Annotated in this window: 12 protein-coding genes; 2 read left to right on the forward strand and 10 right to left on the reverse strand. The window is 45.9% G+C overall.

Translation table 11 applies throughout. The annotated features are described in order from the left end of the window. Positions 1-63 precede the first annotated feature (63 nt). Entirely contained in the window at positions 64-723 is a 660-nt protein-coding gene (gene yihA / locus OU793_RS04440) for a ribosome biogenesis GTP-binding protein YihA/YsxC (protein WP_005456829.1), read from the forward strand. A 760-nt stretch (positions 724-1483) separates the two neighbouring features. On the opposite strand, the gene polA is transcribed toward yihA, so the two are convergent. The 3 genes from polA to hemB all read right to left on the reverse strand — a co-directional run bounded on the left by polA (position 1484) and on the right by hemB (position 6506). Then, the gene (polA, locus tag OU793_RS04445) at positions 1484-4252 is read right to left on the reverse strand and encodes a DNA polymerase I (RefSeq protein WP_140103055.1); all 2769 of its coding nucleotides are present in this window, start codon (positions 4250-4252) and stop codon (positions 1484-1486) included. A 616-nt stretch (positions 4253-4868) separates the two neighbouring features. Next, complete coding sequence (locus OU793_RS04450) at positions 4869-5303, reverse strand: GNAT family N-acetyltransferase (protein WP_024703506.1); 435 nt, start codon at positions 5301-5303, stop codon at positions 4869-4871. 141 nt (positions 5304-5444) lie between these two features. Next, positions 5445-6506 (reverse strand): porphobilinogen synthase, encoded by a 1062-nt coding sequence (hemB, locus tag OU793_RS04455; RefSeq protein ID WP_005489689.1) that lies wholly within the window; start codon positions 6504-6506, stop codon positions 5445-5447. A 181-nt stretch (positions 6507-6687) separates the two neighbouring features. Here hemB and OU793_RS04460 point away from each other — a divergent pair, with 181 nt between their 5' ends. Continuing rightward, on the forward strand, positions 6688-7449 hold the full coding sequence (locus OU793_RS04460) for a TatD family hydrolase (protein ID WP_023583840.1): 762 nt from the start codon (positions 6688-6690) through the stop codon (positions 7447-7449). 452 nt (positions 7450-7901) lie between these two features. On the opposite strand, the gene tatC is transcribed toward OU793_RS04460, so the two are convergent. The 7 genes from tatC to rmuC all read right to left on the reverse strand — a co-directional run bounded on the left by tatC (position 7902) and on the right by rmuC (position 14087). Beyond that, a complete protein-coding gene (tatC, locus tag OU793_RS04465; protein ID WP_005459771.1) occupies positions 7902-8642 on the reverse strand; it encodes a twin-arginine translocase subunit TatC in 741 nt (246 codons plus the stop codon). 68 nt (positions 8643-8710) lie between these two features. After that, the gene (gene tatB, locus OU793_RS04470; RefSeq protein WP_140103873.1) at positions 8711-9109 is read right to left on the reverse strand and encodes a Sec-independent protein translocase protein TatB; all 399 of its coding nucleotides are present in this window, start codon (positions 9107-9109) and stop codon (positions 8711-8713) included. A 3-nt stretch (positions 9110-9112) separates the two neighbouring features. Further along, the gene (gene tatA, locus OU793_RS04475; protein ID WP_005456852.1) at positions 9113-9358 is read right to left on the reverse strand and encodes a Sec-independent protein translocase subunit TatA; all 246 of its coding nucleotides are present in this window, start codon (positions 9356-9358) and stop codon (positions 9113-9115) included. A 48-nt stretch (positions 9359-9406) separates the two neighbouring features. Next, a complete protein-coding gene (gene ubiB, locus OU793_RS04480; RefSeq protein WP_015296064.1) occupies positions 9407-11041 on the reverse strand; it encodes a ubiquinone biosynthesis regulatory protein kinase UbiB in 1635 nt (544 codons plus the stop codon). Continuing rightward, positions 11038-11673 (reverse strand): SCP2 domain-containing protein, encoded by a 636-nt coding sequence (locus tag OU793_RS04485; protein WP_140103874.1) that lies wholly within the window; start codon positions 11671-11673, stop codon positions 11038-11040. The genes ubiB and OU793_RS04485 overlap by 4 nt, the downstream gene beginning before the upstream one ends. 11 nt (positions 11674-11684) lie before the next feature. Next, positions 11685-12464, reverse strand: a complete 780-nt coding sequence (gene ubiE, locus OU793_RS04490; RefSeq protein WP_005456853.1) for a bifunctional demethylmenaquinone methyltransferase/2-methoxy-6-polyprenyl-1,4-benzoquinol methylase UbiE — start codon at positions 12462-12464, stop codon at positions 11685-11687. A 78-nt stretch (positions 12465-12542) separates the two neighbouring features. Beyond that, a complete protein-coding gene (gene rmuC, locus OU793_RS04495) occupies positions 12543-14087 on the reverse strand; it encodes a DNA recombination protein RmuC (RefSeq protein ID WP_029856048.1) in 1545 nt (514 codons plus the stop codon). Positions 14088-14109 lie beyond the last annotated feature (22 nt).

Consider the following 14109-nt stretch of genomic DNA (forward strand, 5'->3'; position numbering starts at 1 on the left):
TATTTTACACAATTTCACAAAAAAGTAATCAATCGACTACACAAAGTCGAGATGGAGTTAACAGTGAGCGTAAAAATTCATTACCAAAATACGCATTTCATCACCAGCGCGCCCGATATTCGCCACTTACCGGAGGACGAAGGTGTCGAAATTGCGTTTGCAGGACGCTCAAACGCTGGTAAATCGAGTGCACTTAACCGTCTAACTAATCAAAAAAGCTTAGCCAAGACATCAAAAACACCTGGTCGTACCCAATTGATCAACCTATTCAAAGTAGAAGAAGGTTGTCACATTGTCGATCTACCGGGATATGGTTTTGCTCAAGTACCGGTAGAGATGAAAAATAAATGGCAGAAATCTTTAGGTGAATACCTACAGAAACGCGAGTGCCTAAAAGGCCTAGTGGTTCTGATGGACATTCGTCACCCAATGAAAGATCTCGACCAGCAAATGATTTTCTGGGCTATCGATAGCCGTATTCCAGTACAAGTGTTGCTAACTAAAGCTGATAAGCTAAAAAGTGGCGCACGTAAACAGACACTTCTGAAAATTCGCAAACAAGTGGAAACTTTCGGTGGTGACGTTTCGGTTGATGTTTTCTCTTCTTTAAAAGGATTAGGGGTCGATCAGCTGCGCGCGAAACTGGATACCTGGTTTGCACCAGCACTGGCTCACCTGATTGAAGAAGACGATCTAGAGATGCCAGAGAGCAACGAAGAATAATTAACAATATTTGTTAAATTTTTTCGACACAGCCCTGCCATTTGGTGGGGCTTTTGTTTATCTAGACAAAGAAAAAACCGGAATTTCAGGCAATAAAAATCCCCACCTTCCTGGCAGGGATAACGGGAGAGAAAAATTGGTAATTATTGTTATGTTGCAAAGCATTACTGAACTATCGAATGATTTCAATAGTTCAAAAAGTCATCTGCTTTTCTAATCTTGAGTCTTTTCGTTTACCAAACATTAATAAAGAAAATTAAATTCAATAAGTTAGATAAGTTTCACCCCTCAGAAAGGCCAACTTACTTTCTTTCGAGAAAAAATAATAGTGTGAATGGCGTAAATTTACAGGATGAATGAGTCGAAGAAATAACGACAAAAAACCAGTGGAAGCAAGTAGTTAGCGAGAGAGAATTGCGAGGACAGCGCCAAAATGGATAAGAAACTGAGTTAAAAGGAATTTTTCTTTCGCCCAATAAAAAACGCCCCAGTCAAAAACTGACTGGGGCGGGGCTGAAATCAGCCTAATCCAATAACGTGAAACAAAAGGTCTGAAAGATAGAACATCTTACCTCTGTACCCTACGCGATCTAATGTACAACAATTGGTCAGAATTGCAAAGATTTTTTGTAGTTTTTTTTCATGAAAGTTTTATTAAGCAACATTAATTTTCAAATCCAAGTTGCTTTTTTAATGACACAAAAAAGCCAGCGTTTGTGCGCTGGCTCATACTAAATCGACCAAATTGATTTAAAAATGATTAGTGTGCTTGATCCCAGTTGTCACCGTGACCAGCTTCTGCCACTAAAGGCACTTTCAACTCTGCTGCAGATTCCATCAATTTTTGTACTTTACTTTCAATTTCGGACAAAGACGACTCTTCGACTTCAAATACCAGTTCATCATGTACTTGCATCAAAAGTTTTACGCGACCATTGCCTTCTTCTTGAATCCATTGATCCACTAGCAGCATCGCTTTCTTAATAATGTCCGCTGCAGTGCCTTGCATTGGCGCATTGATCGCCGCTCGTTCTGCTGCTTTACGACGCATACCATTACGCGATTTGATTTCTGGCAGATGCAAACGTCGACCAAAAATGGTTTCTACATAACCTTTATCAGCCGCTGCACTGCGCGTGTCTTCCATGTACTGCATTACACCTGGGTAACGCTCGAAGTATTTGTCCATGTAAGCTTGCGCTTCACCACGAGGAATGCCCAGCTGTTTTGCCAAGCCGAATGCGCTCATGCCGTAAATCAGACCAAAGTTCACCGCTTTTGCACGGCGACGCTGCTCACTTGATACCTGATCAATAGACACTCCCATGATTTCTGCTGCGGTTGCGGCGTGAATGTCTTTACCGTCACGGAAGGCATCAAGCAGCGCTTGGTCGCCAGAAAGGTGCGCCATAATACGCAGCTCGATTTGCGAGTAGTCGACAGCCAGAACCTTGTAACCAGCAGGAGCTACAAACGCCTGACGAATACGACGACCTTCTTCGTTACGGATTGGAATGTTCTGCAAGTTTGGATCGGTAGACGACAAACGACCTGTCGCAGTCACCGCTTGATGGTAAGAGGTGTGTACACGACCAGTAGAAGGGTTGATCATCTTCGGCAGTTTGTCTGTGTATGTCGACTTCAGCTTCGCTAAACCACGGTATTCTAAAATCAGTTTTGGCAGTGGGTAATCCAACGCAAGCTCTTGCAACACCTCTTCATTGGTTGAAGGGGTGCCAGATGGTGTCTTCTTCACAACAGGTAGGCCCATTTTTTCAAATAGGATAGCTTGCAGCTGCTTCGGCGAGTTCATGTTGAACTCTTGTTCTGCGATTTCGTAAGCTTTTTGTTCAAGCTCTTCTAAACGGGCCGCGATTTCTACCGATTGAGCGCTCAGCTTCATGTCATCAATCAGAACACCAGTGCGCTCAATGCGAGACAAAACAGGGACTAGCGGCATTTCGATTTCTTCGTAAACCGATTTTAGCTTTTCATCTTGTTCGATGTTAGCAAACAGACGATTGTGCAAGCGAAGCGTGACGTCTGCATCTTCAGCTGCGTATGGCGATGCTTGCTCAAGCTCGATTTGGTTGAAGGTCAGTTGGTTTTTACCTTTACCCGCGATTTGTTCGAATGAAATGCAGCTGTGTTGTAGGAAACGAAGTGCCAAGCTGTCCATGTCGTGTTTGCCGCCTACGCTGTTGTAAACGTAAGACGCCAACATAGTGTCGTATTTGATGCCTTTCATCTCGATGCCGTAACGTGCCAGCACAGACGCATCGTATTTTAGGTTCTGACCGACTTTCGCTTGAGCGTCGTCTTCAAGAATTGGTTTCAGCTGCTCGAGAACCCAATCGCGATCCAGTTGCTCTGGCGCATCCAAATAATCGTGTGCGACAGGAACATAAGCCGCAATACCTTCATCGATAGCAAATGACAAACCGACGAGGTTCGCCACCATGTAATCAAGGCTGTCCGTTTCGGTATCAAAGGCAAACAGCTCTGCCGCTTTAAGTTTTTCTAGCCACGCATTGAAAGAAGCTTCGTCCAAAATGGTTTCGTACTGACTGCGATCAATCGTTACCGCTGAGGTTTCCATTTCAGCATGCGAAGAAGAAGATGATGATGCTTGCGCAGAGCCTGAGCCGCCTTCAAGCAGTTCGTTCAACCAAGACTTAAACGTCAACTGACCATACAGTTTGATCAATTCGTCTTTGTTTGGCTCTGCTTTCAGTAGCGACTCTGGTGTTTCTTCCAGTTCCACATCCAGCTTGATGGTAGCCAGCTCATAAGACAGCATAGCGTTGTCTTTGTTGTCGACCAGCTTCTTCGCCATGGTTTTCGAACCGCGGAAACCAAGTGCCGCGATATCATCCAGATTTTCGTACAACTTAGTAAGACCACCAATGCCCTGCAGCAAAGCAGTCGCCGTTTTGTCGCCCACACCCGGAACACCAGGGATGTTATCGACTTTATCGCCCATCAACGCTAGATAGTCGATTATCAACTCTGGCGGAATACCAAATTTTTCCACCACCCCTTCACGATCCATCACTACGTTCGTCATGGTGTTGATCAAGGTAATGTTGTCATCCACCAGCTGAGCCATATCTTTATCGCCAGTACTGATTAAAACAGGCATGCCTTGTTGCGAGGCTTGGTAAGCCAACGTACCGATGACGTCATCTGCTTCCACGCCAGGAACGCAGATCAACGGCAAACCCATCGCACGAATAACGTTGTGCAATGGTTCAATTTGGCAACGCAGATCGTCCGGCATTGGTGGACGATTCGCTTTGTATTCTGAATACATCTCATCACGGAAGGTTTTACCCTTCGCATCAAACACCACCGCAATACGCTCAGACGCAAATTGACGCATCATACTGCGTAGCATGTTCACCACACCGTAAACTGCGTTGGTTGGGATTTCACCATTACTCATCGTGCCCGGGTAAGCGTGAAAAGCGCGATATAGGTAAGAAGAACCGTCGATAAGAATCAGCGGATTTTCAGGAATACTTGCCATAATTGTCTGTATCCAAATCAGTACTTAATAGATCTGCCTAGGATGCCATGACTGCTGATCCGAATCTATCTTGTTCGTTCGATCCAGATCGCGGAAATTTTCCGATTTATTCAAGAAAACTACCACCACCTGTGGATAACTCTGTTTATATAAATTATCCACAGATTGTACAATGATAGAAAAGACAAAAAAATACAAATATATATTATTGTTTTTAAAGGATTATTTTTAAACAAGGTGAGAAGATCAACGATCTTAAAATGATCATGTCATGTGGAAAAGTTACGGATAGTGACGTCAAATGGAAATCGTAGAAAAGAAAAAAGCGACCCAATTGGGTCGCCTAGCAGAAGTGGTAAAGCCAGTTCCATATCATGGCAGCTTAACCAAGAAGCTATAAATTACACTGGAAGCAATGTGAGCAATGTCGTGTCAAAAAGAATTCGTGCAAGTTCTTGGATAAATGTTTCATCACCTTCTCAACACCAGTTAATCAACTTCTGTTAATCAGTAATTCAACGTCCTTGTGAACTTTCCTCATTCCCTAAGACAGGATTAATAATAATGATTCTCATTTAACAGTCAACAGTTAAATGAGAAAAAATCTCATTTATTTTCAAATTGCTTTAATGAAATGCACTCTCGATTCACGAAGATTGATTTTTTCTTCAAATTTTTCAATAAGATATCCATTTCTCAACAACAATCTGAGCATGGCAGGAAATTGGTTTCGAGATTTCACTTTTAGTGTTTTATAGCCTTGTTCTGCGACCCATTCTTCTTGAGCCTCTAACAACATCTGCGCGACTCCCTCATTTCGAGCTTGCGGCGCAACACCACCAAACCAACTATAGAAGGTGTCTTCATCCAGTTCGTAGCCGATTTTAAAACCGACAATAGCACCGTTTTTCTCAGCCACTAGGATTAGGCTGTTTTTGTCTCCAAGACGCTGTGACATCGAATCTAAGGTTTCTCCGTTGGCAAACTCTTTCACTCGAGTGACCACTTGAAGTGCCTCTTCCAACGTGCCTTCACGAATCAGCATTGTCATTGTTCTCTTCTCCAGAAATAAATATACCCAAGCACCTTGGATTTTTTGGGATATACAAGCCTTTTGTAATCCGCCTGAGGTTACTTGGGTATATGCAGACGAACAACTATTGTCGGTCTGGTTTTTCTCACTGAGCGATAATTACTCTTCTGTCGCTTCTCGAGCCATCTTTAGGTGCTGAGCGGCTTGTGCATTCTCTTCCGCTAACCACTCTGCAACGTCTTTTGCAAAGTAAGTCAGGATGCCATCGGCGCCCGCACGCTTAAAGCACAGTAGTGATTCCATTACTGTCTCGCGCTCTTTTAACCAGCCATTAAGAATCGCCGCTTTGTGCATCGCGTACTCGCCCGATACTTGGTAAGCAAATGTCGGAACTTGCAGCTCGGTTTTCACTCGGCGAACTACATCTAAGTATGGCATACCTGGCTTAACCATCACCATGTCTGCCCCTTCATTGATGTCCATTGCGACTTCATGCATTGCTTCATCAATGTTTGCTGGGTCCATTTGGTAGTTTTTCTTGTTACCACCTTTTAGATTAGACGAAGAACCGACGGCATCTCGGAATGGGCCGTAGTAGTTTGATGCGTATTTAGCCGAGTAAGCCATGATTTGAGTATGAATGTAGCCCGCTTCTTCTAGCGCAACTCGGATAGCTCCGATACGACCATCCATCATGTCTGATGGCGCAACCACATCTGCGCCCGCTTCGGCATGAGACAATGCCTGCTTAACTAGCACTTCGGTGGTTTCATCGTTCATCACATAGCCATCTTCATCAATGATGCCGTCTTGGCCATGTGTGGTGAACGGGTCTAGTGCGACGTCTGTAATCACACCAATTTGAGGCACGTGCTCTTTTAGTGCACGTACTGCGCGCTGAACCAAACCTTCTGGATTGTAAGCTTCGGTAGCGCATAAGCTTTTAGCGTCTTGGTTTACGACAGGGAAAAGCGCGATGGCAGGAACGCCTAGATTTGCGAGGTATTGTGCTTCTTCTAGCATTAAATCAATCGACAAACGCTCTACACCCGGCATGGATTCCACGCTCTCACGACGATCTTTACCCATAAGGATGAACATTGGGTAAATCAGATCATTCACGGAAAGTTGGTTCTCAGCCATCAAACGACGACTAAAATCGTGTTTACGTAAACGACGCATACGGCGTGCAGGGAATGGACCTTGAATTGATACAGACACCATTTTCTCCTTGTCTGGACGGTTATGATGATCAAATCATCTGGTGAACAAAATCATATCACTCTTGATGCACCTTGCGAGTGACAATCTGGAAAAAGGCGATGAAAAAAACTGAAAATGACCCAGCACTCACACTCAAGTATACTTCTCGTACCAAACGGACAAAGTACAGAGAAAGACCATGATCGATACCCACGCGCACATATACGCGAGCGAATTTGATAACGACCGCGATGAAGTGGTTGAGCGCGCCTTAACTCAAGGCATCACTAAAATTTTGCTGCCGAATATCGATCTGGACTCGATTGAACCGATGCTGCAGACCGAAGCAGCGTATCCGGAAGTGTGCCACTCAATGATGGGTTTGCACCCATGTTACGTTGATAGCAACGTTGATCAAACGCTAGAAATCATCCGAGGCTGGTTCGAAAAACACAACTTTATCGCCGTGGGCGAAATCGGCATCGACCTGTATTGGGATAAAACCCACCAAGCAGAGCAAGAGATGGCTTTCGTAACCCAACTCAATTGGGCAAAAGAGATGGATTTACCTGTGGTGATCCACACCCGTGATTCCATCGAAGAAACGCTGACTCTGCTTCGTCAAGAGCAAGACGGTCGCCTGCGTGGCGTGTTCCATTGTTTTGGTGGCAGCTTAGAAGAGGCGCGAGCAATTAACGAGTTGGGCTTCCACCTTGGTTTAGGCGGTGTATCGACATTTAAAAACGGCGGCATGGACCAAGTCATCCCACACTTAGATATGCAATGGATCATCTTAGAAACAGACTGCCCATATTTGGCGCCAGTGCCGCATCGCGGTAAACGCAATGAGCCAGCTTACACGTCGCTCGTCGCGCAGCGAGTAGCAGACTTGCGTGGTGAAGAGGTCGCCATCATAGATGCTATCACCACGGAAAATGCAAAAAACTTATTCAAGATTTAAGCAAGACAACAAACGCAACAAGCGGCCACACTAGGTCGCTTTTTATTGCCTAAACGGTTGGGTGAACAGGCCAAACCTGAAACGACTCAACCAGCAATACTGTAGTGTTGATAGACATAACTATTAACTTGTAACCCTACCCACTTCGCATCATGCGTATTTCATCAGTACGCTTCTTGTGACTGTCCACAACTCGACACATTCTTTTCTTATACTGCTATTCGCCTACGTCTTAGCACAGGTGTAAAACAACATGAATACGGATATTGAAATGTGTACACATGGTGCTTACTTGCAACGCGTACCACGCAACTTTTTTCAAAAGCTGCTAGGCATCAAAGAAGTTTATGTCTGTACTAAATGTGGTTACGTGTTGAAAGTTAAGTAGTTAGCCCAAAATAGCAAACCAACCGCAATAAAAACCCGCTTTTTACTGTCTAAAAACTGAAGGATTACTCCTCTTCTTCCTCATCTTTACGAGTGTAAAAACGAGCAAAGAACAGACCAACCTCAAACAGTAAGCACATTGGGATCGCAAGTAACGTCTGCGAAATCATGTCTGGCGGCGTCAGCAGCATGCCGACAACGAACGCAGCCACAATAATGTATGGACGCTTCTCTTTTAGGTCTTGCGGCGTGGTCGCCCCAGTCCAACAAAGTAGGATAATCGCCACTGGCACTTCGAACGCAATACCAAACGCCATAAACAGCGCCAGCACAAAATCTAGGTAGCTCGAAATATCGGTCGCAAACTCAACCCCACCGAGAGAAATCGCAGTAAAGAAGCCAAATACCAGTGGAAATACCACGTAATACGCAAAGGCCACGCCACAGTAAAACAGCAACGAGCTAGAAAACAGCAATGGCATGATCAAACGACGTTCGTGCTTGTACAGACCTGGCGCAACAAAAGCCCAAACCTGATACAAAATAAACGGCACCGCAACAAATACTGAGGCGATAAGCGTCAGTTTTAGAGGGGTGAAAAATGGTGATGCCACATCGGTTGCGATCATCGTCGCGCCTTCTGGTAAACGTTCAACCAAAGGTGCGGAGATAAACTCATAAATGTGGTTAGAGAAATAAATTAGCCCGACAAACACCACCAACACTGCCAAAATTGAACGCAGTAGTCGGTTGCGAAGCTCCAACAAATGACTAATTAAAGGCTGTGTCTGCTCGACGGTAGACATGGCAAACCTCTTATTAAAAATCAGATCAAAAAGGAGCTACCAGTCACTAGTAGCTCCTCCTAATGAGACTATTCGGCTTTCTTATCTGCCGCTGAAACCTTAATCTCTTCCACTTTTTCTGCACGTTCAGCCACTGGTTCTGCTTTTGCAGGTTCCGTTTCTGATTGCGCCTTATCAGCGTAAGGGCGGTTTACAGATTGCGCGGCTTTCTTCAGTTCTTCGACCGAAGATTTGAGCTCAGGAGATAAATCTTCCATCCCCATTTGCTCAGCTTTGCGCAAGTTTTCTTGCAGCTCTTGGACTTTTAGCTCGTGCGACAATTCGTCTTTAACGCTATTTGCCATATTCTTAGCAGCACCGATAAAGCGAGACACGCTTCGAATAGCATGAGGCAAACGCTCCGGTCCAAGAACGACCAGACCAACAACAGATATTAATACCAGTTCCCAAAAACCGATATCAAACACGTTTTATGCCTGCTCTTTGTCTTTTTTAGTTTCAGGTGCAGCTTCTTTTTGCTGCTGTTTTTCTAAACTTTTTGGCTCGAAGTCTGCGTCTTTTTCATTTTTCGCAGAATCTTCATCGCTCATTGCTTTTTTGAAGCCCTTAACGGCACTACCTAGATCGCCACCGATGCCACGTAGTTTCTTAGTTCCGAATAGCAATACAACAATTACAGCAATGATTAGAAGTTGCCAAACACTGATACCACCCATTCTTTTTACCTCGGGTCTTTAAACAAAATTATTTCAAGAGTTTAACGTCTATTGACGATAAGCTCGCCAACTAAGCAGCCAAAATGTGACACCTGCGATACCGCTGGCCATCGAAAGCTGCTCATAAGCGTTATCCACCAATATTGCCGAGCATACGACTAAAGTGGCGCCAACGCCAAATAAAAACTTTCCTGTCGCCTGCTGGCGCTTACTTTGGCGATAACCTTGATAAAGCTGATCCATACGCTGGTTCATCGCTTTACCCTGTTTGAGGCTATCGTAAAGTAGCTCCGGCAGTTCCGGCAATTTCTCCGCCCAAAATGGCGCGCGATCTTTGATTGAATTAACCAAAGCTTGCGGGCCCACTTGATTCATCATCCATTCTTCAAGAAATGGCTTTGCGGTCTCCCACAAATCGAGCTGCGGATATAATTGTCTACCAAGCCCCTCAACGTACAGCAGCGTTTTTTGCAGCAGCACTAATTGAGGTTGCACTTCCATATTAAAGCGACGTGCGGTGTTGAACAGGTTCAACAGCACATGGCCAAAAGAGATTTCACACAGTGGCTTAGCAAAAATTGGCTCACACACAATGCGAATCGCGAACTCAAATTCATCGACATTGGTATCTGCCGGAACCCAGCCTGAATCAACGTGCAACTCCGCCACTCGGCGATAGTCACGATTGAAAAACGCGAGGAAGTTTTCCGCCAGATAACGCTTGTCTTCACTATTAAGTGTACCAACGATCCCGCAATCTAGCCCGATCCACATTGGGTTCTCTGGGTGTTCAGGTTTAACGAACACATTCCCGGGATGCATATCGGCATGAAAGAAACTGTCTCGGAACACCTGAGTGAAGAACACACTCACACCACGTTCCGCCAGCAACTTCATATTGGTGCCATTTGCTTCCAAGCCTTCAATATCAGAGACTTGGATGCCATATATTCGCTCAGAAACCATGACAGTTTCATTACTGAAGTCAGGAAAAACTTCAGGAACATACAATTCTTCGCTGCCTTCGAAGTTACGACGCAGTTGAATGGCATTCGCCGCTTCACGACGTAAATCGAGCTCGTCGAGCAAGGTTTTTTCGTACTCGCGTACGACTTCAACGGGTTTTAAACGACGTGCTTCAGGCATCGCTCCGGCGACTATACGCGCCATTCGGTGCATCAGTTTTAGATCTGAATCAATGACCGGGCGAATATCTGGACGGATAACCTTTAATACCACTTCTTGGTTAGTGTCTTTTAATCGCGCAGTATGCACCTGTGCGATGGACGCCGACGCCAGCGGTTTGATGTCAAACTCGGTAAACCAGTTCTCTAACGGCCCACCTAACGCTTTTTCCATCTGCTGCTTGGCCAGCTCGCCGTCAAACGGTGCAACTTGGTCTTGCAACAGCGCCAGTGGATCGGCGATATGCGGAGGAAATAAGTCGCGGCGCGTTGACATCATCTGACCGAACTTAATCCACACTGGGCCAAGTTCTTGCAGCGCAAGACGTAAGCGTTCGCCAAGCGGTTTTTCTGGGTGTTGGTTCTTTATCCAGAATAGGCTCTTACGCATCAATAATGGCGCTTTGGTCAGTTGATGATCGGGCAACAACTCATCCAAGCCGTATTCCAGCTGCACTTTGATGATGTGGTATAAGCGCTTTAATTCTGCTGGCGTCATGGTTTCTCCAGCGCTGGCTTATCCGAACTAACTTTGCTCAATAGAGCATTGAGACGCGCTTCAACCCGAGAAGCTTGGCTGCGTACCTCATCCACTTGATCGCAAAAATACGCGACTTCCAATGGTGCGGGTGCCAATTTCCACTCTTCTGTAACCACTTGAGCAAGGTGACGCTGATGTTTTTCCGCTTGAGAAACGAAGAAACCACCCACGTTTTTGGTGCCTTGTACCAAAGTGTGTGCAACCACATCGCCTGTTACGCGAGATAACCACTCTTCAATGTCCGGTTTGCAATCGGTCATCAACTGAGAAAATTTCTGCGCCAGTTGAATATCACCTTCAAGTTCAAGCTTGTCTTGCTTAATCAAGCGAGTGATGTTGGCTTGGTCACGCAGCTCAGGCAGCACGCTCAAGTTCAACGAGAGATAGCAGTCAGGCTGACCTTCGTAGTTACCCAGCACATCAATCTGCTGACTGAAAACAAACGTCAGCGTCTTGTCGATTTCTTTGAGGTGAACTTGGATAACTTGGCCCTTGAGACGCGCTAAACGACGACCCAATGCAGGATCGTCTTTAATCAGTGTGTTCAGTGAAGTTTCAATGACAGCAGTGATAAGAGGTTCAAATGGCATGCCGTTAACCCTTAGAATTTGTAACCGCGGTGCAACGCCACAATACCACCCGTTAGGTTGTAGTATTTGGTGTTTTCGAAGCCAGCGTCTTGCATCATGCCTTCCAGTGTTTCTTGGTCTGGGTGCATGCGAATAGATTCAGCAAGGTAGCGGTAGCTTTCTGCGTCATTCGCGACCAATTCGCCCATTTTTGGCAATAGGTGGAATGAGTACGCGTCGTACACTTTTGATAGTGGTTCGAGAACTGGTTTAGAGAATTCCAAAACCAATAGACGACCACCTGGCTTGAGGACGCGGAACATTGAACGCAATGCTTTGTCTTTGTCGGTTACGTTACGAAGACAGAAGCTGATGGTGATCACATCGAAGTAATCATCTGGGAAAGGCAGTTCTTCTGCGTTTGCTTGTACGTAGTGTACGTTACCCACAATGCCGTTATCGCGCAGTTTGTCGCGGCCAACATTCAGCATTGAGTTGTTAATATCTGCCAGAACAACGTGGCCTTGGTCACCAACAATACGCGAGAATTTCGCGGTTAGGTCACCCGTACCACCACCTAGATCCAGAATGCGCTGACCAGGACGAGCGCCACTGCAATCGATCGTAAAACGCTTCCAAAGGCGGTGAATACCACCTGACATCAGGTCGTTCATGATGTCGTATTTCGCTGCCACTGAGTGGAAAACTTCGGCAACTTTGGTCACTTTTTCTTCTTTCGCCACTGTGGTGAAACCAAAGTGGGTCGTTTCGTTCTCTAACGCTGTATTGGATTGCAAGCTTGTGTCCGTCATTCTAATTCCTCTTGGGCAGCACTTGTTCACTACAGGGCGTTTGCTGACAATGAAAGTCGCCCTCTGTACTGCGGGCGATTAGTTTACTTTATCCTCAGCCGGATGTCTTTCTACTAACGATTCATTTGGTGATTCATTTTCTGAAAATGCATCACTTTGCGCCAACTGCGCAAGGTCAGAAGAAATCGGTCGTTTGATTTCAACCCCCAACTGTCTAAAGCTTTCTGCTTGACGAATCACGTTGCCACGGCCTGTCGCCAGCTTGTTCATAGCGCCTTGATAGGTTTGGTTCGCTCGGTCTAATGCGCCGCCCAACCCTTCCATGTCGTCGATGAATAAACGCAGCTTGTCGTACAGTTTGGTGGCGCGCTGGGCGATCAATTTGGCATTTTCATTCTGACGTTCGTTGCGCCATAAATTGTCGATGGTGCGCAGTGCCACCAGCAACGTGGTTGGGCTAACCAAGATGATGTTTTGCTCCATCGCGTCTTTGATCAAGCTTGGGTCGGCTTGAATCGCCACTTGGAACGCCGGCTCTACCGGAATAAACATCAGCACATAATCGAGACTTTGGATGCCTTTGAGCTTGTGGTAATCCTTCATGCTCAAACCTTTGATGTGCGCACGCAGTGCGGTGAGGTGAGCACTTAACGCGCGGTCGCGTTCAGCATCCGTTTCAGCATTGAAGTAGCGCTCGTACGCCACCAATGCCATTTTCGAATCGACCACCACTTGCTTGTTTTGTGGCAAATGCACAATCACATCCGGTTGGTAACGCTTGCCTGCTTCGCTCTGTAGGTTCACTTGCGTTTCGTACTCGTGCCCTTCGCGCAGTCCCGATTCGGCTAAAACACGCGCCAACACCACTTCACCCCAGTTACCTTGCTGTTTGTTATCACCTTTGAGCGCTTGGGTCAGGTTCACGGCTTCTCGAGTCATTTGTTCATTGAGGCGTTGCAGATTTTTCAGCTCATGCACCAGCGTATGACGCTCTTTAGCTTCTTGGCTAAAGCTGTCGTTGACTTGCTTTTTGAAACCTTCTAACTGCTCTTTTAACGGTGACAACAACCCTTCTAAACTTTGACGGTTTTGCAAATCGACTTTCGCGGTTTTCTCTTCAAACAGTTGATTGGCAAGGTGCTCAAACTGTTGTTTCAGACGCACTTCGGCCTGCTCTAAAATTTGCAGTTTTTCCGCATTAGCCTGATTCATTTGTTCGTGGCGCGCCTGCTGCTCACGAAGCTGCGTTTCCAAACGGGATTTTTGTTCGCGCATTTGGCCCAGCTCATCAAAATACTGCTGACGTTCTTGTTTGACGGCTTCGAAGTAACGCAATTTCTCCATGGCCGCCATCAACTTGCCGTGCGATTGGCGCACTTCAAAGGCCGCTTTATCGCGCTCGTTGTCGAGTTCATCCAACTCTTGCTGCGCATCGGCAAGGCTTTGCTTTACTTGTTCAAGCTGTTGTTGGTGAAGCTGTTTTTCTGACACCAACTGCTGTCCGAGTAGTTGAGTCTGGGTAATAAAGCGCTGCTTTACCCACCAACCAACGGCGACACCGCTCGCTGTCGCGGCAAAAAGAGAAGAAAGAATGAGAGATTGATGCTCAAGAATCCATTGCATAATAGCGAGTTAGCCTATGTTT

Source organism: Vibrio sp. VP6 (genome assembly GCF_028823755.1).
GTDB classification, from domain to species: domain Bacteria; phylum Pseudomonadota; class Gammaproteobacteria; order Enterobacterales; family Vibrionaceae; genus Vibrio; species Vibrio parahaemolyticus.

Bases quoted from the DNA above. Each gene is read 5' to 3' on its own strand.
- polA (WP_140103055.1), bottom strand. From the start codon at position 4,252: ATGGCAAGTATTCCTGAAAATCCGCTGATTCTTATCGACGGTTCTTCT.
- OU793_RS04450 (WP_024703506.1), bottom strand. From the start codon at position 5,303: ATGACAATGCTGATTCGTGAAGGCACGTTGGAAGAGGCACTTCAAGTG.
- OU793_RS04460 (WP_023583840.1), top strand. From the start codon at position 6,688: ATGATCGATACCCACGCGCACATATACGCGAGCGAATTTGATAACGAC.
- tatC (WP_005459771.1), bottom strand. From the start codon at position 8,642: ATGTCTACCGTCGAGCAGACACAGCCTTTAATTAGTCATTTGTTGGAG.
- tatA (WP_005456852.1), bottom strand. From the start codon at position 9,358: ATGGGTGGTATCAGTGTTTGGCAACTTCTAATCATTGCTGTAATTGTT.
- ubiB (WP_015296064.1), bottom strand. From the start codon at position 11,041: ATGACGCCAGCAGAATTAAAGCGCTTATACCACATCATCAAAGTGCAG.
- OU793_RS04485 (WP_140103874.1), bottom strand. From the start codon at position 11,673: ATGCCATTTGAACCTCTTATCACTGCTGTCATTGAAACTTCACTGAAC.
- ubiE (WP_005456853.1), bottom strand. From the start codon at position 12,464: ATGACGGACACAAGCTTGCAATCCAATACAGCGTTAGAGAACGAAACG.
- rmuC (WP_029856048.1), bottom strand. From the start codon at position 14,087: ATGCAATGGATTCTTGAGCATCAATCTCTCATTCTTTCTTCTCTTTTT.